Origin of the sequence: Pseudomonas sp. ARP3, assembly GCF_001029595.1 — a bacterium.
GTDB classification, from domain to species: domain Bacteria; phylum Pseudomonadota; class Gammaproteobacteria; order Pseudomonadales; family Pseudomonadaceae; genus Aquipseudomonas; species Aquipseudomonas rhodesiae.
In genome coordinates, this window is sequence record NZ_LEKF01000006.1 from 226,975 (window position 1) to 252,220 (window position 25,246).

Here is a 25,246-nt window from a genome sequence, read left to right on the forward strand (position 1 = left end):
TGGTGGCGCTTTAGTTTCAGACTTGAGACTGGGCGCCTTCGAACCACTTCAATTTCTCACGCAATAACACCACTTCACCGACAATCACCAGGGTTGGGGCATGCACTTCATGCTCGGCCACCATGCGCGGCAAATCCGCCAGGGTGCCGGTGAACACGCGCTGGTTGGACGTGGTGCCCTGCTGGATCAGCGCGGCCGGGGTATCCGGGGCGCGACCATGCTGAATCAGCTGTTCGCAGATGATCGGCAAACCAATCAAGCCCATATAGAACACCAGGGTCTGCGAAGGCCCGACCAGATCTTGCCAGGGTAGGTCCGAAGTACCGTCTTTCAAATGCCCCGTGATAAAACGCACGGACTGTGCATAGTCACGATGGGTCAACGGGATACCGGCATACGCCGCACAACCGCTGGCTGCGGTAATACCCGGCACGACTTGGAACGGAATGCCATGGGCGGCCAGCTCCTCGATTTCTTCGCCACCACGACCAAAGATGAACGGATCGCCACCTTTAAGGCGCAGCACGCGCTTACCCTGCTTGGCCAGGTTCACCAGTTGCTGGTTGATCTGGTCCTGGGGCACCGCATGTTCGGCGCGACGCTTGCCGACATACACACGCTCGGCATCGCGGCGGCACAACTCCAGAATCGCCGGAGCGACCAGACGGTCATACAGCACCACGTCGGCCTGCTGCATCAGGCGCAGCGCGCGGAATGTGAGCAAATCGGGGTCACCCGGACCCGCACCCACCAGGTAAACCTCACCCGGCGCGTGAGGCGGCGCTCCGTTGACCTTCGCCACCAACAGGCGCTCGGCCTCATCGCCCTGCCCGGCCAGTTGACGGTCAGCAATCGGGCCTTGAAATACCTCTTCCCAGAATGCGCGACGTTGCTGCACATCCGGATACAGGCTTTTGACCTGGGCCCTGAACCGCGCGGCCAACCCGGCCAACTGGCCATAGGTAGACGGAATCCAGGTTTCCAGCTTAGCCCGGATCAAGCGCGCCAGCACCGGCGCGTCGCCGCCGCTGGACACCGCGATCACCAGCGGCGAACGGTCGACGATGGCAGGGAAAATCACGCTGCATAAGGCCGGCGCATCCACCACGTTGACCGGCACGCACCGACGCTTGGCATCGCTGGACACTTGCGCATTCAGCGGCTCATCGTCCGTCGCGGCGATGATCAGGGTACAGCCGTCCAGGTCCGCCTCCTGATAACCGCGCAAAATCAGCTCCCCGCCGCTGCCCCGTACCAACTCACGCAACTGGTCTTCGATCTGAGGCGCAACCACTCGCAGCACGGCACCGGCGTCCGCCAGCAACCGGGATTTGCGCAAGGCAATCTCCCCGCCCCCGACCACCAGCACGCGGCTGCCGCGCAGGTTATGAAACAGCGGCAGAAATTCCATTTAGCGGATGACCTCAACGCCCGCCATGTACGGCTTGAGCACCTCTGGTACACGGATCGAACCGTCGGCTTGCTGGTAGTTTTCCAGTACGGCCACCAGCGTACGGCCTACGGCCAGGCCCGAACCGTTGAGGGTGTGCACCAGTTCCGGCTTGCCGGTCTCCGGGTTACGGAAACGCGCCTGCATGCGACGGGCCTGGAAATCACCGCAGTTGGAGCACGAGGAAATCTCGCGGTACTTGTCCTGGCTGGGCACCCACACTTCGAGGTCGTAGGTTTTTACCGCGCTGAAGCCCATGTCGCCGGTGCACAGCGCCAGTACGCGATACGGCAGCTCCAGCAGTTGCAGGACGCGCTCGGCGTTGGCGGTCAGGCCTTCCAGGGCTTCCATCGACGTGGACGGCTCGACCACCTGCACCATCTCGACTTTGTCGAACTGGTGCTGGCGGATCATGCCGCGGGTGTCGCGCCCCGATGCGCCGGCTTCGCTACGGAAGCACGGGGTGTGGGCGACGAATTTGATCGGCAGTTGCTTGGCGTCGAGAATCTCGCCGGCGACGATATTGGTCAGCGACACTTCAGCGGTCGGAATCAGATAGAAATCGGCCTCGCCGTCGCGGCTGATCTTGAACAGCTCTTCCTCGAACTTCGGCAGCTGGCCGGTGCCCTGCAGCGCTGGCGCCTGAACCAGGTAAGGCGTGTAGGCTTCTTCGTAGCCGTGCTCACCGGTGTGCAGGTTGATCATGAACTGCGCCAGGGCGCGATGCAGGCGCGCGATCGGGCCACGCAGCAAGGCAAAGCGCGCGCCGGACAGCTTGGCGGCGGTCTCGAAATCCAGGCCACCGCTCGATTCGCCCAGGGCGACGTGGTCTTTGATCGGGAAATCAAAGGCTTTCGGCGTGCCCCAGCGGCGCACTTCGACGTTGCCGTCTTCGTCTTCGCCGACCGGTACGGAGGCGTCCGGCAGGTTGGGGATGCCCAGCAGGATCTGATCCAGCTCGGACTGAATCTTGTCCAGTTCGGCCTTGCCGTCGGACAGCTCGGTGCCCATGCGCTCGACGTCCGCCATCAACGGCGCGATGTCTTCACCGCGCTGCTTGGCCTGACCGATGGATTTGGAACGCGCATTCCGCTCAGCCTGCAGTGCTTCGGTGCGGGTCTGGACGGTCTTGCGCTGTTCTTCCAGCGCTTCGATGCGCGCGACATCCAGGGCAAAGCCACGGGAAGCCAGGCGGTCCGCTACGTCCTGAAGGTTGCTACGTAACAGTTTGGAATCGAGCATGTCGGTCTCTCGTTTATCAAAGTTTGGTCAGGGACAGGCCAGCCCAGGTGGCGAGCAGCCCGCCGAACACGCTGATGCCCAGGTACCCGAAGGCGACAAGGGCCTGCCCGCTTTCCAGCAAGCGCAGCGTATCCAGTGAAAAGGATGAAAAGGTCGTCAGACCACCTACAAAGCCGACAATCAAGCCAGCACGAATCTCAATCGGCACTTCCGGGCGCAACAGGAACCAGCCGTACAACAGCCCGATAATCAAACAGCCCACCAGGTTGACCGCCAAGGTCGCCGCATAAAAATGCTTCGGCCAATTGGCGCTGACCCAGGTGCCGGTGGCGAAACGCAATAATGTACCAGCGATGCCGGCCACGGACACGGCAAGAATTGTCTTGAGCACTACTTTCTCCGCTGTTTGGGGCTGAGGCGATCGAGTTGCGCGAGGTGGTTGAGCTTTTCGCCGATCTTCAGCTCCAGGCCGCGCGGCACTGGCTGATAGAACGGCTGGGGCTCCAGGGCGTCGGGAAAGTAGTCTTCGCCGGCAGCGTAGGCGTCCGGCTCATCGTGGGCATAACGGTATTCGTCACCGTAGCCCAGTTGTTTCATCAGCTTGGTCGGCGCATTGCGCAGGTGCAGCGGCACTTCCAGGGAGCCGTACTCGGCGGCCGCGCGCAGGGCGGACTTGAAACCCATATACACCGCATTGCTTTTTGGCGCGCAGGCCAGGTAGGTGATGGCCTGGGCCACCGCCAATTCGCCTTCCGGGCTGCCGAGGCGCTCCTGCACATCCCAGGCCGCCAGGCACAGGCTCAAAGCCCGCGGGTCGGCGTTGCCGATGTCTTCGCTGGCCATGCGTACCACGCGGCGGGCCAGGTACAGGGGGTCGCAGCCACCGTCGATCATGCGCGCGAACCAATACAACGCACCGTCCGGGTTGGAGCCGCGTACGGATTTGTGCAACGCCGAAATCTGGTCGTAAAACGCTTCGCCGCCCTTGTCGAAACGCCGGCGTGTGTCACCGAGCAGGCTTTGCAACAGGTCGACACCGATTTCGCTGCCGTCTTCGGCCAGGTCCGAGGCGTTTTCCAGCAGATTGAGAAAGCGGCGGCCGTCGCCGTCTGCGGCCGTGAGCAAAATCTTGAAGGCTTCGTCGCCCACGCTCAGACGACGCCTGCCCAGCCCCTTGTCTTCGCTCAAGGCGCGATGCAGCAGCTTTTGCATCGCCGCTTCATCGAGGCTTTTGAGTACGTAGACTCGCGCCCGCGACAGCAACGCGTTGTTGAGCTCAAATGAGGGGTTTTCGGTGGTGGCACCGATAAAAATCAGCGTGCCGTCTTCGACATACGGCAAAAACGCATCTTGCTGCGACTTGTTGAAGCGGTGCACTTCATCGACGAACAAAATGGTGCGCTTGCCATACTGACCGGCCTGCTGCTTGGCCACTTCAACGGCCTGGCGGATTTCCTTGACCCCGGCGAGCACCGCCGAGACCGTTTCGAAATGCGCATCCGAGACCTTCGCCAACAGGCGCGCCAGGGTGGTCTTGCCCACGCCTGGCGGCCCCCAGAAGATCATCGAGTGCAGCGCCCCCTGCTCCAGGGCTTCGCGCAGGGGCTTGCCGCGAGCGAGCAGGTGTTCTTGACCGACGTACTCATCCAGGTTGGTCGAGCGCAGGCGCGCGGCCAAGGGCTGGGCAATCGGGTCACTTCGAAACAAATCCATGGGCAGCGTTTGAAACCTCGGGGCAGATTATTCCTGAATCACGTCGGCACCCTTGGGGATGTCGAACTTGAACTTGGACGCCGGCACCGGCTCGTTGGCCTTGACCCCGGAGAACAGGATATCGGTGCGCTGGCCGACGCTGTCGATCAGGCGCATGTTATTGATCACGCCATTGCCGAACGACAAGGACAGCGTGTCAAACAGCGTATCCTTAGACTTGGGCCTGAGGGTGAACTCGATCACGTTGCTGGTTTGCTTGGAGGTGATGTCGAAGCTGTCGCTGATTTTCGACACATCACCCGACAACAGCAGTGCGGGAGTCTGGTTCAGGCGCGGGTCGAGCTTCTTGATGGTCGCTTGCTCCAAGTCCGGGTCCCACAACGTGACTTTCTGGCCATCGGACACGATGGTCTGCTCGGCCTTGCCCTCGGTGTGCCAGTAGAACAGCCCTGGGCGCTGCACCGCCATTTCCCCTGCGGTTTCCTGCAGATGAGTACCGCCGGCATCCAGGGTCAGTTGCGAAAAGCGCGCGGTCAGGGTCTTGGATTTGTCCAGCAGGTTGGTCAGGCTTTTGACGGAGGCCGGGTCGGCGTGGGCCGAAACAGCGGTCAGGGCCAGGGCCGGCAACAACAGCATGCGGATAAGACGCATGGGAATCCTCATTGAGTAAGCAGGGCACGCCGCATGCTGCCATGCGGCGCGAGGTCAGTCGCGCATTTGCCCGGGGGCAATGACTTCGCGCGAGCCGTTGGTGTTCATTGCGGTCACCACGCCGGCCATTTCCATGGCTTCGATCATGCGGGCGGCACGGTTGTAGCCGATCTTCAGCTTACGCTGCACCGCGGAGATCGAAGCACGACGGCTCTCCAGCACAAAGGCCACGGCTTCGTCGTACAGCGCATCGGTTTCGGCATCGTCGTCACCACCCCCGCCGCCGTTCTCGAAGCCGCTGCCGGCCTCTTCCACGCCGTTGAGGATGTCGTCGTTGTACTCGGGGGCGCCACGCAGCTTCCAGGCTTCCACCACGCGGTGAACTTCATCATCGGAAACGAACGCACCGTGAACACGGATCGGCAGGCTGGTGCCCGGCGGCATGTAGAGCATGTCACCGTGGCCCAGCAACTGTTCGGCGCCGCCCTGGTCGATGATGGTCCGCGAGTCGATCTTGCTCGACACCTGGAACGCCATGCGGGTCGGGATGTTGGCCTTGATCAGACCGGTGATCACGTCCACCGATGGACGCTGGGTCGCGAGGATCAGGTGAATACCGGCCGCACGAGCTTTCTGGGCGATACGCGCGATCAGTTCTTCGACCTTCTTGCCGACGATCATCATCATGTCGGCGAATTCGTCCACCACTACGACAATGGTCGGCAGCTTGGTCAGTATCGGCGCTTCGTCGTGGATGTTCTCGCGTTTGTACAGCGGGTCCGGAATGGTCTCGCCGCGCTCCTGGGCTTCCTTGATCTTGGCATTGAAGCCCGAAAGATTACGCACGCCCATCTTCGCCATCAATTTGTAGCGGCGCTCCATCTCGGCCACGCTCCAGCGCAGGGCGTTGGCGGCGTCCTTCATGTCGGTGACCACGGGACACAACAGGTGCGGAATGCCTTCGTAGATCGACAGTTCGAGCATCTTCGGGTCGATCATGATCAGCTTGGCGTCTTCCGGGCCGGACTTGAACAGAATCGACAGGATCATGGCGTTCACGCCCACCGACTTACCGGAACCGGTGGTACCGGCCACCAGCAAGTGGGGCATTTTCGCCAGGTCGGTAATCACCGGCTTGCCGCCGATGTCATGGCCAAGAGCCAGGGTGACCGGCGATTTGAAGTTGTCGTACTCAGGAGTCGACAGCACTTCGGAGAAGCGCACGATCTGGCGGTCTTCGTTGGGAATTTCGATACCCACGGTGGTTTTACCGGGGATCACTTCCACCACGCGCACGCTGGTTACTGCCAGGGAGCGCGCCAAGTCTTTCGCCAGGTTAGAGATGCGGCTGACTTTTACGCCAGCAGCTGGCTGGATTTCGTAACGGGTGATCACGGGGCCGGGGTGAATGGAGTCCACCGACACTTCGACGCCGAATTCCTTGAGTTTGATTTCCAACAGATGGCCAACGGCCGCCAGGGACTCAGGGGAATAGTTGAGTTGTTTCTTTTCGGCGGGGTCGAGGATCGAGATAGGTGGCAAGGTGCCTTCGACCGCGCTGTCGATAAACAACGGGGCCTGCTTCTCTTTCTGTACGCGATGACTCGGCTCCGGAGCCTTGGGCGGTGCCGGGGCGATCACTGGTGGCACCTGCTTCTCGCGATCCGACATATGCTTGCTCAGGGCCTGCTCGCGCTCGATCAGGCGTTCCTTGACCTTGGCCTGCTCACGCCGATCCGGCGTGCTCGGCGCGACCACCTCGTTGACACGGGTATCCACCTCGCGCAGTTGGGCCACCATGCGCTTGCGCTCCACCCGGGCGGCCCACCAGCGGTTGGCGGCGCCCTGGAACAGCTCAAGCAGATCGAGGGTGATCTTGCCGGTCACGTCCATCACCTTGAACCATGACAGGTCGGTGAACACTGTAAGGCCGAACAGGAACAGCGCGATAAACATCAAGGTGCTGCCCTGGATATTCAGGGTCTTGCGCGCCAGGTCGCCGAGGCTTTCGCCCAGCGCACCGCCCGCGCCTGCTGGCAGGCCGGTAGGCGCATGGAAATGGATATGGGCCAGAGCCGCGCCGGACAACACCAGAAACACCAGGCCGATCAAACGCCACGAGAACAGCCAGCCGCTCCACTGCCAAGGCTCATGGCGCTGGCGGAAGATCTGCCAGGTCTTGATCGCCAGCAGCAGGGGGAAGATATAGGCAAAGTAACCCAGCACCATGAACAGAATATCGGCGCTGTAGGAGCCCACGGGCCCGCCGAAGTTCTGCACGTCATCGATCTTGCTGTTGTGGCTCCAGCCCGGATCGTCCTTGCCATAGGTGAGCAAGGCCATCATCAGGAACAGGCACAGAGCGCCGATCGCGATAAGCGCACCTTCCTTGAGACGATAATGCAGGTGCTGACGCCAGGCCGGCACGACTGTTTTAGGTGTCGCGGTGGATTTCTTCAAAACGGGTCTTTTCCTGCGCCTTTTAGCGCGTCCATCTGTTGAATGACTGCAAAATACTGCCGGATCCGGGCAGCTGAAAAATGAACGAACGGGTAGAAACTACTTTTAACACTGCCGATTGCCAGGCGAAACGGCGATACCGCCACAATGGCCGCATTGTACGGATTTGTGCCCGCGATGCCACGCCATTGCCTCCTACCCGACAGCCCGCCCAATTAATGTATGACAGCATGTTCAATTTGAGCATGCATTGTCTTTGCTGACAAAGGCTTATGCGCGGTTTTTACCAATCCAAGCAAGCTTGGCAAATGGCCTGCATGCGCCTGACCCGATTACGACCACACCCATGACACAGAGTTGCAGAGGCACCTGCGCCGGCCATTCCACCCTGACAACCGATTCGAGCTGGCCCCACAGCGTTGGGTCGACAATAATCAGCTTGTCCGAGGCAGGCGCCAAGCCCGTCACTCCCCTCCCCTTCCGCAAACCTGGATGCCCATGCTGACCTGGCTACAACGCGACTCACTGACCTTCCCGCCGCTGACCAAGGCCATGCGCGAGCCCAATGGCCTGCTCGCCGCCGGTGGCGACCTATCGGCCGAGCGCCTGGTTGAAGCCTATCGTCATGGCTGTTTCCCGTGGTTCTCCGAGGGCCAGCCCATTTTGTGGTGGTCACCGGACCCGCGTACCGTGATATTCCCCGATGAGCTGCACGTATCCCGCAGTCTGGCCAAACTGTTGCGCCAGCAGCGCTATACCGTGACCTTCGACCAGGACTTTGCCGCCGTTATCCAAGCGTGCGCCGCACCACGAGCTTACGCCGACAGCACCTGGATCACCGAAGGCATCCAGCGTGCCTATGTGGAACTGCACAAACGTGGCTATGCCCACTCGGTGGAGGTGTGGGACGGCGACACCCTGGTCGGCGGCCTATACGGGCTAGCAATGGGCCAGCTGTTCTTTGGGGAATCCATGTTCAGCCGCGCCGATAACGCCTCGAAATTCGGTTTCGCCACCCTCACCCGCCAGTTGCAGGCTTGGGGGTACGTGCTGATCGACTGCCAGATGCCCAACGACCATTTGCACAGCTTGGGCGCCCGCGCCATCCCGCGCCATGAGTTCGCGGGCTTTCTGCGTGAGCACTTGGACCGACCCAACACCGGACCCTGGGTTTATTAAGCGGCTTGCGCCGACCTGGCTTACACTTATTTCAAAGCTTATTTCGAGGGTTGATCATGACCGAGCTGGCGCGCTTGAAGTTTTATGCCACTCAAGCTCACTCTTGCAGCTATCTGCCCGACGAGCAGGCTACTACGCTGTTCCTCGATCCCAGCCAGCCCATGGACGTGCATGTGTACGCCGACTTATCGGAAATGGGCTTTCGACGCAGCGGCGACCATCTGTACCGGCCTCACTGCCAGAACTGCAATGCCTGCGTCCCGGCCCGCATCCCGGTTGCGCAATTCACGCCGGACCGCAATCAAAAGCGCATCCTCAAGCGCAACGCCGATCTGACGGTAACCTCATCCAAGCCACGCTTCACCGAAGAGTATTTCGATCTTTACCAGCGTTATATCGAACAGCGCCACGCCGACGGCGATATGTTCCCGCCCAGTCGCGACCAGTTTTCGACCTTTCTGGTGCGCGATCTGCCGTTCTCGCGATTCTATGAGTTTCGTGCACACGGGCAACTGATGGCAGTGGCGGTGACCGATCTGCTGCCTAACGGCTTGTCGGCGGTGTACACCTTCTACGAGCCGGGCGAGGAACGGCGCAGCCTGGGACGGTTTGCGATCCTCTGGCAGATTGGCGAAGCACTGCGCTTGGAACTGGAGGCGGTGTACCTCGGCTACTGGATCAAAAACTGCAAAAAGATGAACTACAAGACCCAATATCGGCCCATTGAGCTACTGATTAATCAAAGATGGGTCACGCTTAACTAGAACCCCTTGGCTTAAACACCCTTTTTCGGGCACAATGCACGCCGCTTTTGCCTGGCGCAGTTGCACCGGGCCATTCACTGGATACCGAGGGCTTTACTGCATGTCGAAAGAAGACAGCTTCGAAATGGAAGGCACTGTCGTCGACACCCTGCCCAACACCATGTTTCGTGTGGAGTTGGAAAATGGGCACGTCGTAACCGCGCATATCTCCGGCAAGATGCGCAAGAACTACATTCGTATTCTTACCGGTGACAAAGTGCGCGTCGAGCTGACGCCCTATGACTTGAGCAAAGGGCGCATCACTTACCGCGCTCGCTAAGCAAGTCAATACAAAACGCCCGGTTATGCCGGGCGTTTTTGTGTACCTGGGTTGTTGCTGACACCTCCCCACACTGGACTTAATTGTTCTTGCAATTATTTTTCCAGACAGCAAAAAGGCGCCTTTCGGCGCCTCTTGCATGGGTACAGAACGATTAGGCCATTTCCGCCGTGGTTTCGAAGTCGAAGGTCAACTCGCCGTCCTTCAGATCGATGTGCACCACGCCGCCGTGGTCCGCCAACTCGCCGAACAGGATCTCTTCGGCCAGCGGCCGCTTGATCTTGTCCTGAATCAGGCGCGCCATCGGACGAGCGCCCATTGCCGCGTCGTAACCACCCTCTGCCAGCCAGCTGCGTGCGGCGTCCGTTACCTCCAACTGCACGCGCTTGTCTTCCAACTGCGCCTGAAGCTCGGTAAGGAACTTGTCCACCACGCTCTTGATAACCTCATGGCTGAGGCGACCAAACTGGATAATGGTGTCCAAACGGTTGCGGAACTCCGGCGTAAAGCTCTTCTTGATCACTTCCATCGCATCGGAAGAGTGATCCTGATGACTGAAGCCAATCGAGGCCCGCGCAGCCGTTTCGGCACCGGCGTTGGTGGTCATGATCACGATCACATTGCGGAAATCCGCCTTGCGCCCGTTGTTATCGGTGAGGGTCCCGTGGTCCATAACCTGCAGCAGCAGGTTGAAGACTTCCGGGTGAGCCTTCTCGATTTCATCGAGCAACAATACGCAGTGGGGCTGCTTGGTGATCGCCTCGGTCAACAGACCGCCCTGATCGAAGCCGACATAGCCTGGAGGCGCACCGATCAAACGCGACACGGTATGCCGCTCCATGTACTCGGACATGTCGAAGCGAACCAACTCGATCCCCATGGCCTTGGCCAACTGCCGCGCCGCCTCGGTCTTGCCAACGCCGGTGGGACCAGCGAACAGGAACGAACCGACAGGCTTGTCCGGCGACTTGAGGCCCGCGCGCGACAACTTGATCGCAGTGGACAACGAGTCGATGGCCGCATCCTGGCCGAACACGGTCAGCTTGAGATCACGCTCCAGGTTACGCAGCAGCTCTTTGTCGGAGCTGGTGACGTGCTTCGGCGGAATCCGCGCAATCTTGGCCACGATATCTTCAACCTGCGGCACGTCGATGCGCTTGACACGCTTCTCGACCGGCTGGAGACGCTGGTAAGCGCCCGCCTCATCAATCACATCGATCGCCTTATCCGGCATGTGTCGATCATTGATGTAGCGCGATGCCAGCTCCGCAGCCGAACGCAGCGCCTCGTCGGTGTACTCGATGCCATGGTGCGATTCGAAACGCCCTTTCAGCCCGCGCAGGATGCCGATGGTGTCTTCCACCGACGGCTCGGACACATCGACCTTCTGGAAGCGGCGCGCCAAGGCGCGGTCTTTTTCGAAGATTCCGCGAAATTCCTGGAACGTGGTCGAACCGATGCAGCGGATATCACCTGACGACAGCAACGGCTTGAGTAAATTGGAAGCATCCATGACCCCGCCGGAAGCCGCACCGGCTCCGATGATGGTGTGGATTTCGTCAATAAACAGAATCGCCTGGGGACGTTTTTTCAACTCGCCCAGCAATGCCTTGAAGCGCTTCTCAAAGTCGCCGCGGTATTTGGTACCGGCAAGCAACGCACCCAAGTCGAGTGAGTACACAACACTATTGGCCAGCAGATCCGGCACTTGGTTGTCGACAATACGCTTGGCCAGACCTTCGGCTATCGCAGTCTTGCCCACACCTGCCTCGCCGACCAGCAAGGGGTTGTTCTTGCGACGGCGCGCGAGGATCTGCGCTACCCGCTCGACCTCAAGCTCACGCCCCACCAACGGATCGATCCGCCCCTGGCGCGCCAGTTCGTTGAGGTTGCTGGCATAGGCATCCAGTGGATTGCCCGAAGAAGAAGACTCACCGCCCTCGTCGTCCTGCATATCCTGCTCACCCTCGGAATGATCGCCGTGCCCTGGCACTTTGGAGATACCGTGGGCGATGTAGTTGACGACATCAATACGGGCAACGCTCTGCTGCTTGAGCAGAAACACAGCCTGACTTTCCTGTTCGCTGAAGATCGCCACGAGCACATTGGCCCCTGTGACTTCGCGCTTACCGGAGCTCTGTACGTGGAACACAGCACGCTGCAATACCCGCTGAAAGCCCAGGGTAGGCTGGGTTTCACGGTCCTCGTCATGCACGGGGATCAGTGGCGTGGTGGAGTCGATAAACTCCTGCAGATCATGCTTGAGCTTATCGAGATTGGCGCCGCACGCACGCAGAACGGTGGCGGCAGCTTCGTTATCCAAAAGTGCCAGCAGCAGGTGCTCGACGGTCATGAATTCATGACGCTTCGAGCGAGCCTCCTTGAAGGCAAGATTGAGGGTGACTTCGAGCTCGCGGTTTAACATAGCTTCACCTCATACCCAAGTGGTCGGCGTTAACCGTCCTTCTCGATTTCACAGAGTAGCGGATGCTGGCTTTCCCTGGCGTACTGGTTGACCTGCATGGCCTTTGTCTCGGCGATGTCGCGGGTAAACACTCCACATACTGCCCGTCCTTCTGTATGAACGGCCAGCATTACCTTGGTCGCCAACTCGCGGTTCAGGTTAAAAAACACCTCGAGCACTTCGACCACGAAATCCATCGGTGTGTAGTCATCGTTGAACAAAACCACCTTGTACATCGGCGGCGCCTGTAAGGCAGGCTTGGCCTCCTGAACAGCAATGCCTGCAGAACCGTCGTCATCGTGTTCGTGATCCGGTCGATCCTGATTGAATGTTAGTCGAATCTGGCTGATTGCATGCATGGAAAGAAAGGTTCGTCAGTTGTTCAATACAGTGGTGGGGGCAACCTGTCAGAATTTCAACGCTGAGCGATTGGTCGCCTTGACTATCGGCAAATCGGTGTTACAACCAATAGAACCCACAGTGGGTAAAAAAGGTCCGCGCAGTCAACCTTATTTATTCGGGTTAGGACGGATAAACTGGATGATACTCCAGTGATGGAGTCTGGTGCAGAAGGAAATGGGTTATGTCTGGCGTCAAGATCAAAGGCAAGGTCAAGTGGTTCAATAATGCCAAGGGATATGGCTTTATTAATGAAGAAGGTAAAAGCGAGGACCTTTTTGCGCACTATTCAGCGATCACCATGGACGGCTACAAGACGCTGAAAGCAGGCCAAAGCGTGGAGTTCGAGATCATTCAGGGGCCAAAGGGACTGCATGCCGTCGCAATTTGTGCGGCCTGCGCGGCAGCGCCTGGGACGGCCCACGACGTTACGCACGAAAAACAGCCCAAAAAAGACCAGCCCTCTAAACAAAATAAGCAACTGGCCTGATCACATTTGGGTAAATAGCCTGCAAAAAAAACGGCCATTCTGGTTCTGCAGAATGGCCGTTTTTTAGCCTGCCTTACATATGCGAAATCAACGCATCACCAAAGCCTGACGACGACACCAGCTTCGCGCCCTCCATCAGGCGCTCGAAATCATAGGTCACGGTCTTGGCCGAAATCGCCCCGTTGGTGCCCTTGATGATCAAGTCCGCAGCTTCGGTCCAGCCCATATGGCGCAACATCATTTCCGCCGACAGAATCAGCGAACCTGGGTTGACCTGATCTTTGCCCGCATATTTGGGCGCTGTGCCGTGGGTGGCTTCGAACATCGCCACGGTGTCGGACAGGTTGGCGCCTGGCGCGATACCAATCCCACCCACCTCCGCCGCGAGGGCATCGGACAGGTAGTCACCGTTGAGGTTAAGGGTCGCGATCACGTCATATTCGGCTGGGCGCAGCAGTATCTGCTGGAGCATGGCGTCAGCAATCGCATCTTTGACCACCACGTTTTTGCCGGTTTTCGGGTTCTTGAACTGCATCCAAGGACCGCCATCCAACAGAGTCGCGCCAAACTCCTGCGCAGCCACTTCGTAGGCCCATTCTTTGAAGGCACCTTCGGTGAACTTCATAATGTTGCCTTTGTGCACGATGGTCAGCGAGTCACGGTCGTTATCCACGACATATTGCAGGGCTTTACGCGCCAGACGCTGAGTACCTTCCTTGGACACCGGCTTGACGCCAATCCCGCAGTCCTGGTCGAAGCGAATCTTAGTGACGCCCATTTCCTCCTTAAGGAACTTGATCACTTTGATCGCTTCCGGCGAACCGGCTTTCCATTCAATACCGGCGTAAATATCTTCGGAGTTCTCACGGAAGATGGTCATGTCCACGTCGCCAGGCTTTTTCACCGGGCTGGGCACGCCTTCGAACCAACGCACAGGGCGCAGGCACACATACAGATCGAGTTGCTGACGCAGGGCAACGTTCAACGAACGGATACCGCCACCCACCGGGGTAGTCAACGGGCCCTTGATCGACACCACGTAGTCCTTAACTGCGTCCAGGGTTTCCTGAGGCAGCCAGGTATCTTGGTCGTAAACCTGTGTCGCTTTCTCGCCGGCATAAACCTCCATCCAGGAAATCTTGCGCTTGCCGCCGTAAGCCTTGGCAACCGCTGCGTCGACGACCTTGATCATCACCGGGCTGATGTCGACGCCAATGCCGTCACCCTCGATGAACGGGATGATCGGGTGGTCAGGAACATTGAGAGAATGGTCTGCGTTGACGGTGATTTTGTCGCCGACTGCCGGAACCTGAATCTTCTTGTATCCCATGCTGAACTCCATCGTTGGATTGAACATCTGGCTGCGTTCGAGCCTACTCCAGATAAATGGCGACCGAAACCTTGCGCCATGCTCATTTGCATCGAAAACAGCATAAATTGTCGCCTACAAGCCTGAAAGCAAAGGGAAAAACGCCAATCTTGAGCACATCGTGCGACTTTAGGCGTAAACCAGTACCTGCGACCTTTAGACCAATGGACGACCCACCTTTTGTATGAAGGCTCAGCGTAAGCATAGCGACCTATGTATAATGCCGCCGCTGACCCAAGAGTCACGCCGGCAGACCGCTCTAGAATCGGGCCCTCCGCCAGAAAGCAGGACTATTACAATAGTCCACCCGCTTGACGCTCGACTGATGCAACCCAACATCACCGCGAAGAAACCTCGATATTTCGCTCATGGATGACTTTGAACGAACGCGCTCCACCCGGCGCATCTCGAGTTTCTGCGCACGCTTTCAGCAAAGAAGAGAGTTAATCCGAATATGCCCACCCGCTCGAAGATCATCTACACCTTCACCGACGAAGCTCCAGCCCTCGCCACCTATTCACTGCTGCCTATCGTAGAGGCCTTCACCGCTTCCGCTGATATTGCCGTGGAAACCCGCGACATTTCCCTCGCCGGGCGCATCCTCGCAAGCTTCCCCGAGCAACTGGGTAACAAGGCCGTACCGGACCACCTCGCCGAACTGGGCGACCTGGCCGTAACTCCTGAAGCCAACATCATCAAACTGCCTAACATCAGCGCCTCGACCCCTCAATTGCAGGCGGCGATCAAAGAATTGCAGGCCCAGGGCTACGCCCTTCCGGACTACCCGGAAACCGTAACCACCGACGCGGAAAAAGAAACCCGTGCCCGTTACGACAAGGTCAAAGGCAGCGCCGTAAACCCGGTACTGCGCGAAGGCAACTCCGACCGCCGCGCGCCGCTGTCGGTCAAGAACTACGCACGCAAGCACCCGCACAAAATGGGCGCCTGGGCGGCAGACTCCAAGTCCCACGTCGCTCACATGAGCAACGGCGACTTCTACGGCAGCGAAAAAGCCGTACAAATCGAAGCCGCTGACGCCGTGAAGATCGAGCTGGTCGCCAAAGACGGCACCGCCACCGTGCTGAAGGAAAAGACTTCCGTTCAGGCTGGCGAAATCCTCGACAGCGCCGTGCTGAGCAAGAACGCCCTGCGTTCGTTCATCGCCGCCGAGATCGAAGACGCCAAGCAAAAAGGCGTATTGCTGTCGGTCCACCTCAAAGCCACCATGATGAAGGTCTCCGACCCGATCATGTTCGGCCAGATCGTTGCCGAGTTCTATAAAGACGCCCTGACCAAGCACGCCGCCGTGCTGGAACAGATCGGCTTCAACCTGAACAACGGCATCGGCGACCTGTACGCTCGCATCAAGACCCTGCCGGCCGACCAACAAGCGCAGATCGAAGCCGACATCCAGGCCGTCTACGCCGCTCGCCCTTCCCTGGCGATGGTCAACTCAGACAAGGGCATCACCAACCTGCACGTGCCGAGCGACGTAATTGTCGACGCTTCGATGCCGGCCATGATCCGTGACTCCGGCAAAATGTGGGGCACCGACGGCCAACTGCACGACACCAAGGCTGTGATCCCGGATCGTTGCTACGCCACCATCTACCAAGCCGTCATCGAAGACTGCAAGGCCAATGGCGCGTTCGACCCAACCACCATGGGCAGCGTTCCGAACGTTGGCCTGATGGCCAAGAAAGCCGAAGAGTACGGCTCCCACGACAAGACGTTCCAGATCAAGGCTGACGGCGTGGTCCGCGTCACCGACAGCAAGGGCAACCTGCTGATGGAACAGAGCGTCGAAGCTGGCGACATCTTCCGCATGTGCCAGACCAAAGACGCGCCGATCCAAGACTGGGTCAAGCTCGCCGTCAACCGCGCCCGCGCCAGCAACACCCCGGCCATTTTCTGGCTGGACCCTAAGCGCGCCCACGACGGCGTGGTGGTCGAGAAAGTTCAGGCCTACCTGAAAGACCACAACACCGAAGGTTTGGACATCCGCATCATGTCGCCGGTCGACGCGATGAAGTTCACCCTGGAACGCACACGCAAGGGCCTGGACACCATCTCGGTGACCGGCAACGTCCTGCGTGACTACCTGACCGACCTGTTCCCAATCATGGAACTGGGCACCAGCGCCAAAATGCTGTCCATCGTGCCGCTGATGAACGGCGGCGGCCTGTTCGAAACCGGCGCTGGCGGCTCTGCACCGAAGCACGTACAGCAATTGCTGGAAGAAAACTTCCTGCGCTGGGACTCCCTGGGTGAATTCCTGGCCCTGGCCGCGTCCCTCGAACACCTGGGCGTCACCTACAACAACCCGAAGGCCCTGGTACTATCCAAGACCCTGGACCAGGCCACCGGTCAGTTCCTGGACAACAACAAGTCGCCATCGCGCAAAGTCGGCAACATCGACAACCGCGGCAGCCACTTCTACCTGGCGCTGTACTGGGCCGATGCCCTGGCCGCTCAGACCGAAGACACGGCATTGCAAGCACAGTTCGGCGAACTGGCCAAAACCCTGGCTGCGAACGAGGCGACCATCGTCGCCGAGCTCAATGCCGTACAGGGCAAGCCAGTGGACATCGGCGGCTACTACGCACCGAACCCTGAGCTGACCAGCAAGGCCATGCGCCCGAGCAACACGTTCAACGCGGCGATTGCCAAGTTGAAGTAAGGTTGTAAAGCAGCATCACAAACCCCGGCCAAGTGTCGGGGTTTGTGTTTTCTAAGTCATTGCTTAATATTGGCATACTCTGAAATCCATACTGAGCGAATCAACTCAAGCACCTCGCGTCTATACACAGGATTCCAACCCGCTCGCTCTTTAGGTATCACTCCAAATTGAGGTAACTTCGGCAAACTTGAGAAATTTTCTAGACTTTTTAAACCCGATACATGCGCAATAAAAGGTAGCAATGTAATACCAATTCCCGCCTGAACTGCAGACCTCAGCGACATCAAATCCTCCGACTCATAAACACAATGCCATTTGATAGCGCAGCCCTCTAGACTCCGAATCGCCAGACTACGAAACCCGCAGGGCGGCTTGAACAAAGCGAGAGGAACGTTATGCACGTTATCGATCAAGTCAGCGCTTTCACCAGCAAACCACCTTACCGATAACGTATGCCAAGGATGCTCATGTGTTTCTTTTAATTCATCTATCACGAGGCATAGGTCGATCTTGCCCTCATTTACCGCCTCTCTTAGCAAACCAGACCTAGCGACCTTTACCACCAGCTGTATAGCAGGAAAGTGAGCAGCCATGCTGGAAATAATTTTGGGGAGCACCCCCTCACAAAAATGCTCTGGCATACCCATTACAATTATTTCTCTTTTCTCAACCACTTCAAAAAGTCTACCAATTTTATCGTTACAAACAACGATATCCTTGGCATAACCGAAAAGTTTCTCTCCTTCCACCGTCAAAAACACCTGTCGATTTTCCCTTGCAAATAACTCCACACCTAACAAATCTTCTAATCGCTTGATCTGCTGGCTAATGGCAGGCTGAGTGAGGCTTAAAGCTTCGGCTGCGCGCGTAAAACTTTTGGTTTCGCTTACTTTTATAAAGCTTCGCAAAGACTGAACATCAAGATTGACTCTCATGACGCACACCTACCAAAATAAATATTCCAATTTTGGCAAATCAACGTCTCACTCGCCACTAGCTGTTCGGCTAGGGAAAAACTGAATTTACGAGTAAAAAATACAAAAAATGTTTAATTTGAGATTTTTCCGTCATCTTATGCCAGCAATTGAGCTTTAAGCGAATAAAAATGCGCATTGGAGGTTTGCGACAATCTAGCCAAAACATACTCTGCACGTTGCGTCGAATGGCGAGAATTAATCTCTAAAGCACTAGTAAAAAAGAACGCACCGCTCGTTAGCTCTCCCAGAACAGTGATTCTGTCATCCACACATCCTGACTGATTTATCAATCCGCCCGACTCAGCAGATACCTTTAACCCTCCGAATGGGTCTACACACCCAATTCCCTGCTGAATAATATTCTGCACCAAAAGATTATCAAACTTAGTAACATCGCGAGGGGTACCTGTAGCAACCACAACAGCGTCATAACCGCGGAAATATCTTTTCGACTGCTTAGCTACTTTCAAGGTAAATCTCCCATTATATTCAATAGACTGAAGCTCTCCCTTGATGATTGATAGCTGCCCAGACTCGACTAAAGACTTGATTTTTAGAGCATTTTCAATCGGAATTGAAACACGGTATGCCATCCACCAACTTGAATAACCCAGGAATCTTTTCTTATCCTCATCTGGCATTGCAGGCCAAATTAGATCAAGCACAGCATTCGTGGAATAGAGAACGGACTGCCAAAACCGTGGGTGACGGGCAGCAGCTATTTCCGCCTCAAGAAACTCCAAAGCCGGCCTTTGTGAACACATTGTCGACCAATCAGCATCAATCGGCTTGCCCTCCAGGGCTAATTCCTGCATCGCCCAACGAAGTACGTCTTCAAGCCGCACTACCCCAGCTCGAGAAATACAAGATCTAACAGTTTCCGGCGTTAGTATTGACGGCTTATAACGCCCCTGAGTCCCCCTGACACTAGGCAAGGCTCCCGTGCGCGAATGCATAGTAATGGGCCCTTTATGGCCATTAGCAGTAAGTCCGATCACCGCATCGATAGCACTCAGTCTTGAACCGACAATTGCGACACTCGCCTGCTTTTGAATCAGCCTGCATAGACGTTTGATAGGGTAAGGGCTGGAGAAAAAACCTTCAGCGCCAGCAAGGTGTCGGTGTTCCAGACTGCGCGCATTACCACAACTCAATACTACATGATCACTAGGGAAAGATAGATTTCCCTTTGTGGATACTACGACCCTTCCATCATGCGAAAAACTAAGATTAACGACTTCGTCATGCACTGCAATTAACTGGCAACCGAGTTCTACAGCTTTTTTAATGAGACATTGAAGCATGTGCGCAAGATATAGCCCAAATAAGGGTCGGGGTAGAAATGCATGCGGACATAGCTCAATATCAGGAAAATCATCTTCCCAAATTTCTCGATTAGCCAATAACCATCTGTAGAAATGCCCAGACTGGTCTGGGAAAGGCGAAATGAATTCGGCTCGTGTGTTTAAGATATTTGTACCGCAGTCCTCGGAATACGCAAGTCCTCGACCACATTGAGATTGCTTATCCACCAAAAAAATCGACATATTCGAATGACATCCATATCTCGCCAGCCCTTTTAAAAACGCGTAAATAAAAGAGACGCTTGAGGCACCTCCACCGATTATCGTAACAACCTCACCTGACATAACAACCTCCTACATAATTTTCTTCCGAACGCTGAACACCTAACCACTCAAAACCTAAATACTATGAAGTTACAAAAAAAACAAATCCTCAGACATAAGCTTACAGCTGCTTGAAACTACAAACCCACCCTCTATGAACGGCATAATATCGCGCTCAACACTTATACCGGGAGCGACCTCTTCCAGGTAAACAACCCCATCTCTCAACGCAAAAACAGCTCGCTCCGTTACATATATAACTCTCTGACCTAACGATTTAGAATAGTCACCACTGAAAGTTAAATGTGAAACCTGACGAACGAATTTACTTACACGACCTTCCCGAACTATCCGGATTTGGCCCTTACTTACATTCACGACCAACCCTACCGCCGTGAAAGTGCCACAAAAAATAATACATCGTGCGGACTGAGAGATATTTATGAACCCACCTGCACCTTGTAACTTCTGACCAAACTTCGAGACATTAACATTGCCAAAGCTATCCATTTCAGCAAAGCCTAAGCACGCTACATCAATTCCACCACCTTCATAGAAATCAAACAAAGCCGCCTGTTCAATGATACTCAGTGGGCGATAGCTAGCACCAAATGACAGCCCGGCTGCTGGCCTGCCACCTATAACGCCGGACTCAACAGTAAAGCTCATCGACTCCGCACAGCCCAACTCCTCAGCCACCTGAGCAATAGCTACCGGTATACCAATACCGAGATTGATAACTCGAGCATTTTCATGCTGAATTTCCTGCAAAGCTCTCCTGGCAATAACTCTCTCTGCACACGAAATCGACCTTGTATCAGGGGTGAGCACTCCCGGACGTGTAAACGCTGAGTCATGTGCCGCACCGTAAGTTTGAGGATGCTCACCAGGGCGCGAAACTGTGACGTAATCTACCAATAGTCCGGGGACTTTGACATCATGCGGCTCGATATCATGCAAACCTACTAAACTTTCAACCTGCACAATCACTATTCCACCACAGTTTTTAACTGCCATTGCCTGCGCTAGAGCGTCACTATGAGACACTTCCCGCTCCATCGAAATATTGCCCAAGGGATCACAAGATGTCCCTCTTAACAACGCACAGTCGACCTTAATAGCAGGGTAAAAAAGCATTGACTTATCATTGATAGAGATTTTCTGAACGAGCGTACGTGCCGCCCGCATATTTAAGCGTCCTCCCTCATAATCAGGATCAACGAAAGTATTTAAGCCGATATTCGAAATCACCCCAGGCTTTTTCGCCGCAATCGCGCGAAAAAGCTGACTAATGACCCCCTGCGGCCAATTATGGGCCTCTATCTCTCCTAGGCGCGCCATATTTCCCAGCCGTGGAATAAGCCCCCAGAACCCTCCAATTACCTTATCCACCAGCCCACTCTGGGCCAAAACGTCTAAGCCCCTTTCTTCAAGATCTCCAGCGGCAGAGGCAAAGAGCAGACTAAGTTTACGAGGCCGCCCCTCTTGCTTGTAACGATCGCCGATTGCTCGAGTAAGTCCATCAGGATGCCCACAACTACCAAATCCCCCAGGGATAACTGTCCATCCATCTTCAATTAGCTCTGCCGCTCGTCGCTCGCTAATAACTTTCATGCTACAGCCTCTGCATCCAGACACGTCACGGGCTGAACCGGCTGCTCCCAGACGACTAGAAACGTGCATCCTGAAGGAGACGAAAGTTGGTGGGTAGAGCCAGGAGGGTACACTTGGAGCGCACCTATCGTATGTCGCCCTCTGTCATCGACAAGTTCGCCCTCGACCACTAGCACCAACTCCCAGCCCAGATGTATATGCCTGGGCGTTAGAGCTCCACCGTCATAACGGACCAGAGCAGCCACTGATCCTTCCCCATTGCGCCTCGCATCATAAAGGTAAAATATTGAGACGCCCTTTCGCCCATCAACTTCATAAGGCTCAAAATTTAAACAATCAACTCCATCGATATACAACCCTCCTCCTGACCGGCAAATTTTATCGCTCAATATATTTTTATTATTTATCTCGTTCTTATTCATTGTTATTCTCCTGCTAAGCAGTACTCAGTAATTGAGGCTTATTTTGCTCGCGAATGATTCATCAAATAAACTCCTCCCCCCGAAACAATAAACCCCACAATCACTACTACGCTCGGCACCTCCCCCAACACTAACGCCGCCATGATCTGCGTAACCGCCGGAATCACATGAAATAAGTTCGTCGCTTTACTCGCCTCTCCCCGCCGAATCATCAAATACAATATCGTCAGTGCGCCTACAGAATTCATCAAACTAATCCAGGCCACTGAGGCAATAAAAGGCACCCACTGCGTCACCTGCATGGTTTCAGCGGCGCAAGCCAGCATCAACATGAGCAGCGACGCAGTAACCATTTGAATGAAGCACCCCACCCACAGATTGACCCCACCGAGAAAGCGCTTCTGATAAAGAGTACCGAGGGTGATGCCCAACAGCGCCAATCCCACCGCGCCGTAGCCGCCGACTGGCGCGTCGGCGCCTGAAAAACTGTTGCCGACAACAATGACCACTCCTCCGACACCCAGAATCGAACCTGGCAGGTCGCGCCAGCTCAATTGCTCACCCAAACAAAAATGGGCGCCGATCACGACGAATATGGGCATCAACCCGACAATCAGCGCAGCTTGCCCGGCGGGGACGCCCTGACTTATTCCGGTGTAGAGACCGCCGAATTGCAGAGCCTGCAAGAGCGCGCCCGCGACTACCGCATGAAGGTAAGGTGCAAGCCGCCTCGGCCATTCAGCCTTTATCGCAAGCGCCACCCCCAGAAACACCAGGGCAGCCAAGGCAAACCGATAGAACGTCATGGTGAAGGGCTCGCCATAACGCACACCGAACGCACCGCCGATGTAGCCGGAACTCCAAAGCAGAATGAAGGCAATGGGCAGGGGCGATGTAAGGCGCACTTCGTAGCGTTTGTGGGCAATCGGGTTCATGACACTCTCCAGACTGATAACTCTGGAGAGATAAACTGCGCCAGCAGCTGAAGTCGGTAAAATCATAAAATGTCAGGTGCATCATGCAGATTGCTTATGCACCACCCCACAATCGCTGCGATCCGGCTCCAAGGCTGCGTTACATTCAGAACCAAGAGGTATCTCATGACCTGGCAACCCCACATCACCGTCGCCACCATCGTCGAAGACAATGGCAAGTTCCTGATGGTCGAAGAACTTAAGGGCGGTCGCGCCGTACTCAATCAGCCTGCCGGCCACCTCGATCCACATGAAACCCTGACCGAAGCCGCCGTACGCGAAACCCTCGAAGAGACCGGCTGGGACGTCGAAGCCACCGGCATAGTCGGCATCTACCTGTACACCGCCCCGAGCAACGGCGTGACCTACCAGCGTGTGTGCTTCATCGCCAAGGCCCTGAAACACCATCCCGACTATCAGCTCGACGAAGGCATCATGCGCGCCCGCTGGCTCACTCGCGACGAACTGATGGACCTGCGCGAGGACTGGCGCAGCGAGCTGATCATTCGCTGTATCGATGATTATCTGGCCGGCCACTGCCACAGTCTCGAATTGATCCGCCCTTCTCTTTAGCCTTAGAGGCCGCAGCCTGTTAGAATCGCGTCCTTTTTCAAGACACCCGTTGAAACCCTATGCGTGATCCAGCCCCTTCTGACACACAAAAGAAGCGCGTCATCGTCGGCATGTCCGGCGGCGTGGATTCTTCCGTTTCCGCCGTTCTGCTCATGGAGCAGGGCTATGAGGTGGAAGGCCTGTTCATGAAGAACTGGGAAGAAGACGATGGAACGGAATATTGCACCGCCATGGACGACCTGGCGGATGCCCAGGCCGTTTGCGACAAGATCGGTGTCAAGCTGCACACCGCCAACTTCGCCGCCGAGTACTGGGACAACGTGTTCGAGCATTTCCTGGCCGAATACAAGGCCGGTCGCACGCCGAACCCGGACATCCTGTGCAACCGCGAAATCAAGTTCAAGGCATTCCTCGACTACGCCATGATGCTCGGCGCCGACCTGATTGCCACAGGCCACTATGTGCGCCGTCGCGATATCGACGGGCGCACCGAACTGCTCAAGGGCCTGGACCCGAACAAAGACCAGAGCTACTTCCTGCATGCCGTCGGTGGCGAACAGATCGCCAAGACCTTGTTCCCCGTGGGCGAACTGGAAAAGCCCGAAGTGCGCAAGATTGCCGAGCAGCACGGCCTAGCCACCGCCAAGAAGAAGGATTCCACCGGGATCTGCTTTATCGGCGAACGCCGCTTCAGCGACTTCCTCAAGCAATACCTGCCAGCACAACCGGGCGAGATCAAGACCACCGAAGGTGAAGTCATTGGCCGTCATCATGGCCTGATGTATCACACCATCGGTCAACGCCAGGGCCTAGGGATCGGCGGCTTAAAAGACGCCGGTGAAGAGCCGTGGTACGTGCTGGTTAAAGACCTGGAGCACAACGTGCTGATCGTCGGCCAGGGCAATGAACATCCACTGCTGTTCTCCGGCGCGCTGTTGGCGTCGGAGATCTACTGGGTCAACCCGATCGACCTCAGCACCCCGCGCCGCCTGACCGCCAAAGTGCGCTATCGCCAGAGCGATCAGCCCTGCACCCTGGAAAAAACCGCCAACGGCTACCGCGCCACCTTCGATGACCCGCAACGCGCTGTCACCCCTGGCCAGTCCGTGGTGTTCTATGACGGCGAGATCTGCCTGGGCGGTGGCGTGATCGAAGTCGCCGAACCCTGGAGCAACCCGGCATGAGCCCGATCCAGGAGCAATTGACCGCACTGGGCGGCGTATTTCTGGCCGCCGTGCTGGTGGACAAGATCGCCAAGACCGGCCAGGTCGGCGAGGCTGGCCTGACCTGCATGCTCGGCAGCCTGTTGATCCGCGACCCCAAGGACACCCTGGAAGTCTACGGCGGCGACGACCTGGCGCTGCGCGAAGGTTATCGCGCCCTGATCGGCGCCCTGGAACGCGACCCCAGCACCTTACAACGCGAGCCACTGCGGTACGCCCTGTCGATGCTCGGTCTGGAGCGCCAATTGGCCAAGCGTGAGGACATGCTGGAGACCATCGGCAAGCGTCTGCCACAAATCCAGTCCCAGGTGGAGCACTTCGGCCCGGCCCACGAAAACGTGATCGCCGCCTGTGGTGCGCTGTACCAAGACACCTTGAGCACCCTGCGCCAGCGCATCCAGGTGCATGGCGACATGCGCAACCTGCAACAACCGAACAACGCGTCGAAGATCCGCGCCCTGTTGCTGGCCGGTATTCGTTCGGCGCGGTTATGGCGCCAGTTGGGCGGTCATCGTTGGCAGTTGGTCATCAGCCGTCGCAAATTGCTTAAAGAGCTTTACCCGTTGATGCGCAACGAATAAGTCGCAGCAGCAGGCTGTTTTCAAGCCGTTACGCGTAATACGCCGGTCAGTTGGCGACGGACCGGCGGATTTTT

General features: G+C 56.8%; 22 protein-coding genes. 8 read left to right on the forward strand and 14 right to left on the reverse strand.

Annotated elements, in window-relative coordinates; all coding sequences use genetic code 11:
• Window positions 1-16: 16 nt before the first annotated feature.
• Genes cysG through ABX75_RS10235 form a run of 6 tightly spaced genes read right to left on the reverse strand, consistent with a single transcriptional unit; the run spans window position 17 to window position 7,516 of the window.
• Window positions 17-1,411: a siroheme synthase CysG gene (cysG, locus tag ABX75_RS10210; protein ID WP_034098656.1), complete on the reverse strand. Its 1,395-nt coding sequence runs from the start codon at window positions 1,409-1,411 to the stop codon at window positions 17-19.
• Entirely contained in the window at window positions 1,412-2,692 is a 1,281-nt protein-coding gene (serS, locus tag ABX75_RS10215) for a serine--tRNA ligase (RefSeq protein ID WP_047881867.1), read from the reverse strand.
• Between the two features lie 16 nt (window positions 2,693-2,708).
• On the reverse strand, window positions 2,709-3,083 hold the full coding sequence (gene crcB, locus ABX75_RS10220; RefSeq protein WP_034098661.1) for a fluoride efflux transporter CrcB: 375 nt from the start codon (window positions 3,081-3,083) through the stop codon (window positions 2,709-2,711).
• Window positions 3,083-4,405: a replication-associated recombination protein A gene (locus ABX75_RS10225; protein ID WP_047881868.1), complete on the reverse strand. Its 1,323-nt coding sequence runs from the start codon at window positions 4,403-4,405 to the stop codon at window positions 3,083-3,085. Before ABX75_RS10225 ends, crcB begins: the two co-directional genes overlap by 1 nt.
• Window positions 4,406-4,432: 27 nt before the next feature.
• Entirely contained in the window at window positions 4,433-5,056 is a 624-nt protein-coding gene (lolA, locus tag ABX75_RS10230; RefSeq protein WP_047881869.1) for an outer membrane lipoprotein chaperone LolA, read from the reverse strand.
• A 54-nt stretch (window positions 5,057-5,110) separates the two neighbouring features.
• Window positions 5,111-7,516, reverse strand: coding sequence for a DNA translocase FtsK (locus tag ABX75_RS10235; RefSeq protein WP_034114179.1), 2,406 nt, complete (start codon window positions 7,514-7,516; stop codon window positions 5,111-5,113).
• 498 nt (window positions 7,517-8,014) lie between these two features.
• Between ABX75_RS10235 and aat the strand changes: the two genes are divergently transcribed.
• The 3 genes from aat (at window position 8,015) to infA (ending at window position 9,778) form a co-directional block, all read left to right on the forward strand.
• Window positions 8,015-8,695 (forward strand): leucyl/phenylalanyl-tRNA--protein transferase, encoded by a 681-nt coding sequence (gene aat / locus ABX75_RS10240; RefSeq protein ID WP_034114180.1) that lies wholly within the window; start codon window positions 8,015-8,017, stop codon window positions 8,693-8,695.
• Window positions 8,696-8,751: 56 nt separating this feature from the next.
• The gene (locus tag ABX75_RS10245) at window positions 8,752-9,459 is read left to right on the forward strand and encodes an arginyltransferase (protein WP_034098670.1); all 708 of its coding nucleotides are present in this window, start codon (window positions 8,752-8,754) and stop codon (window positions 9,457-9,459) included.
• Between the two features lie 100 nt (window positions 9,460-9,559).
• The gene (infA, locus tag ABX75_RS10250) at window positions 9,560-9,778 is read left to right on the forward strand and encodes a translation initiation factor IF-1 (protein ID WP_002553999.1); all 219 of its coding nucleotides are present in this window, start codon (window positions 9,560-9,562) and stop codon (window positions 9,776-9,778) included.
• 154 nt (window positions 9,779-9,932) lie between these two features.
• Here infA and clpA read toward each other — a convergent pair whose 3' ends face one another.
• Both clpA and clpS read right to left on the reverse strand, forming a co-directional pair.
• Window positions 9,933-12,203: an ATP-dependent Clp protease ATP-binding subunit ClpA gene (gene clpA, locus ABX75_RS10255; RefSeq protein WP_034098673.1), complete on the reverse strand. Its 2,271-nt coding sequence runs from the start codon at window positions 12,201-12,203 to the stop codon at window positions 9,933-9,935.
• A 29-nt stretch (window positions 12,204-12,232) separates the two neighbouring features.
• Window positions 12,233-12,601 (reverse strand): ATP-dependent Clp protease adapter ClpS, encoded by a 369-nt coding sequence (gene clpS, locus ABX75_RS10260; protein ID WP_010567912.1) that lies wholly within the window; start codon window positions 12,599-12,601, stop codon window positions 12,233-12,235.
• Window positions 12,602-12,825: 224 nt separating this feature from the next.
• Between clpS and cspD the strand changes: the two genes are divergently transcribed.
• Window positions 12,826-13,131, forward strand: coding sequence for a cold shock domain-containing protein CspD (gene cspD, locus ABX75_RS10265; protein WP_034098674.1), 306 nt, complete (start codon window positions 12,826-12,828; stop codon window positions 13,129-13,131).
• Window positions 13,132-13,204: 73 nt separating this feature from the next.
• On the opposite strand, the gene icd is transcribed toward cspD, so the two are convergent.
• Window positions 13,205-14,461, reverse strand: a complete 1,257-nt coding sequence (icd, locus tag ABX75_RS10270) for an NADP-dependent isocitrate dehydrogenase (protein WP_034098676.1) — start codon at window positions 14,459-14,461, stop codon at window positions 13,205-13,207.
• 493 nt (window positions 14,462-14,954) lie between these two features.
• On the opposite strand from icd, the gene ABX75_RS10275 reads away from it, so the two are divergent.
• The gene (locus tag ABX75_RS10275) at window positions 14,955-17,180 is read left to right on the forward strand and encodes an NADP-dependent isocitrate dehydrogenase (protein WP_047881870.1); all 2,226 of its coding nucleotides are present in this window, start codon (window positions 14,955-14,957) and stop codon (window positions 17,178-17,180) included.
• A 56-nt stretch (window positions 17,181-17,236) separates the two neighbouring features.
• On the opposite strand, the gene ABX75_RS10280 is transcribed toward ABX75_RS10275, so the two are convergent.
• The 5 genes from ABX75_RS10280 to ABX75_RS10295 all read right to left on the reverse strand — a co-directional run bounded on the left by ABX75_RS10280 (window position 17,237) and on the right by ABX75_RS10295 (window position 22,756).
• On the reverse strand, window positions 17,237-18,115 hold the full coding sequence (locus ABX75_RS10280) for a LysR family transcriptional regulator (protein WP_047881871.1): 879 nt from the start codon (window positions 18,113-18,115) through the stop codon (window positions 17,237-17,239).
• 137 nt (window positions 18,116-18,252) lie between these two features.
• Window positions 18,253-19,806, reverse strand: coding sequence for an FAD/NAD(P)-binding protein (locus ABX75_RS28370; RefSeq protein ID WP_082136141.1), 1,554 nt, complete (start codon window positions 19,804-19,806; stop codon window positions 18,253-18,255).
• A 69-nt stretch (window positions 19,807-19,875) separates the two neighbouring features.
• Window positions 19,876-21,399, reverse strand: a complete 1,524-nt coding sequence (locus ABX75_RS10290; protein WP_047881873.1) for an acyl CoA:acetate/3-ketoacid CoA transferase — start codon at window positions 21,397-21,399, stop codon at window positions 19,876-19,878.
• A complete protein-coding gene (locus ABX75_RS29960) occupies window positions 21,396-21,821 on the reverse strand; it encodes a cupin domain-containing protein (protein ID WP_082136143.1) in 426 nt (141 codons plus the stop codon). The genes ABX75_RS10290 and ABX75_RS29960 overlap by 4 nt, the downstream gene beginning before the upstream one ends.
• 38 nt (window positions 21,822-21,859) lie before the next feature.
• A complete protein-coding gene (locus ABX75_RS10295; RefSeq protein ID WP_047881874.1) occupies window positions 21,860-22,756 on the reverse strand; it encodes a DMT family transporter in 897 nt (298 codons plus the stop codon).
• A gap of 165 nt (window positions 22,757-22,921) precedes the next feature.
• Here ABX75_RS10295 and ABX75_RS10300 point away from each other — a divergent pair, with 165 nt between their 5' ends.
• The 3 genes from ABX75_RS10300 to hflD are packed head-to-tail and all read left to right on the forward strand — an operon-like array spanning window position 22,922 to window position 25,172.
• Window positions 22,922-23,368, forward strand: coding sequence for an NUDIX hydrolase (locus tag ABX75_RS10300; RefSeq protein WP_034114183.1), 447 nt, complete (start codon window positions 22,922-22,924; stop codon window positions 23,366-23,368).
• A gap of 59 nt (window positions 23,369-23,427) precedes the next feature.
• Window positions 23,428-24,552 (forward strand): tRNA 2-thiouridine(34) synthase MnmA, encoded by a 1,125-nt coding sequence (gene mnmA / locus ABX75_RS10305; RefSeq protein WP_047881875.1) that lies wholly within the window; start codon window positions 23,428-23,430, stop codon window positions 24,550-24,552.
• A complete protein-coding gene (gene hflD / locus ABX75_RS10310; protein ID WP_034098690.1) occupies window positions 24,549-25,172 on the forward strand; it encodes a high frequency lysogenization protein HflD in 624 nt (207 codons plus the stop codon). The genes mnmA and hflD overlap by 4 nt, the downstream gene beginning before the upstream one ends.
• Window positions 25,173-25,246 lie beyond the last annotated feature (74 nt).

What these genes read in the sequence shown, in the direction of transcription:
- cysG (WP_034098656.1), bottom strand. Translation starts at nt 1,411, where the DNA reads ATGGAATTTCTGCCGCTGTTTCATAACCTGCGCGGCAGCCGCGTGCTG.
- serS (WP_047881867.1), bottom strand. Translation starts at nt 2,692, where the DNA reads ATGCTCGATTCCAAACTGTTACGTAGCAACCTTCAGGACGTAGCGGAC.
- ABX75_RS10225 (WP_047881868.1), bottom strand. Translation starts at nt 4,405, where the DNA reads ATGGATTTGTTTCGAAGTGACCCGATTGCCCAGCCCTTGGCCGCGCGC.
- lolA (WP_047881869.1), bottom strand. Translation starts at nt 5,056, where the DNA reads ATGCGTCTTATCCGCATGCTGTTGTTGCCGGCCCTGGCCCTGACCGCT.
- aat (WP_034114180.1), top strand. Translation starts at nt 8,015, where the DNA reads ATGCTGACCTGGCTACAACGCGACTCACTGACCTTCCCGCCGCTGACC.
- ABX75_RS10245 (WP_034098670.1), top strand. Translation starts at nt 8,752, where the DNA reads ATGACCGAGCTGGCGCGCTTGAAGTTTTATGCCACTCAAGCTCACTCT.
- infA (WP_002553999.1), top strand. Translation starts at nt 9,560, where the DNA reads ATGTCGAAAGAAGACAGCTTCGAAATGGAAGGCACTGTCGTCGACACC.
- clpA (WP_034098673.1), bottom strand. Translation starts at nt 12,203, where the DNA reads ATGTTAAACCGCGAGCTCGAAGTCACCCTCAATCTTGCCTTCAAGGAG.
- clpS (WP_010567912.1), bottom strand. Translation starts at nt 12,601, where the DNA reads ATGCATGCAATCAGCCAGATTCGACTAACATTCAATCAGGATCGACCG.
- cspD (WP_034098674.1), top strand. Translation starts at nt 12,826, where the DNA reads ATGTCTGGCGTCAAGATCAAAGGCAAGGTCAAGTGGTTCAATAATGCC.
- icd (WP_034098676.1), bottom strand. Translation starts at nt 14,461, where the DNA reads ATGGGATACAAGAAGATTCAGGTTCCGGCAGTCGGCGACAAAATCACC.
- ABX75_RS10275 (WP_047881870.1), top strand. Translation starts at nt 14,955, where the DNA reads ATGCCCACCCGCTCGAAGATCATCTACACCTTCACCGACGAAGCTCCA.
- ABX75_RS10280 (WP_047881871.1), bottom strand. Translation starts at nt 18,115, where the DNA reads ATGAGAGTCAATCTTGATGTTCAGTCTTTGCGAAGCTTTATAAAAGTA.
- ABX75_RS28370 (WP_082136141.1), bottom strand. Translation starts at nt 19,806, where the DNA reads ATGTCAGGTGAGGTTGTTACGATAATCGGTGGAGGTGCCTCAAGCGTC.
- ABX75_RS10290 (WP_047881873.1), bottom strand. Translation starts at nt 21,399, where the DNA reads ATGAAAGTTATTAGCGAGCGACGAGCGGCAGAGCTAATTGAAGATGGA.
- ABX75_RS29960 (WP_082136143.1), bottom strand. Translation starts at nt 21,821, where the DNA reads ATGAATAAGAACGAGATAAATAATAAAAATATATTGAGCGATAAAATT.
- ABX75_RS10295 (WP_047881874.1), bottom strand. Translation starts at nt 22,756, where the DNA reads ATGAACCCGATTGCCCACAAACGCTACGAAGTGCGCCTTACATCGCCC.
- ABX75_RS10300 (WP_034114183.1), top strand. Translation starts at nt 22,922, where the DNA reads ATGACCTGGCAACCCCACATCACCGTCGCCACCATCGTCGAAGACAAT.
- mnmA (WP_047881875.1), top strand. Translation starts at nt 23,428, where the DNA reads ATGCGTGATCCAGCCCCTTCTGACACACAAAAGAAGCGCGTCATCGTC.
- hflD (WP_034098690.1), top strand. Translation starts at nt 24,549, where the DNA reads ATGAGCCCGATCCAGGAGCAATTGACCGCACTGGGCGGCGTATTTCTG.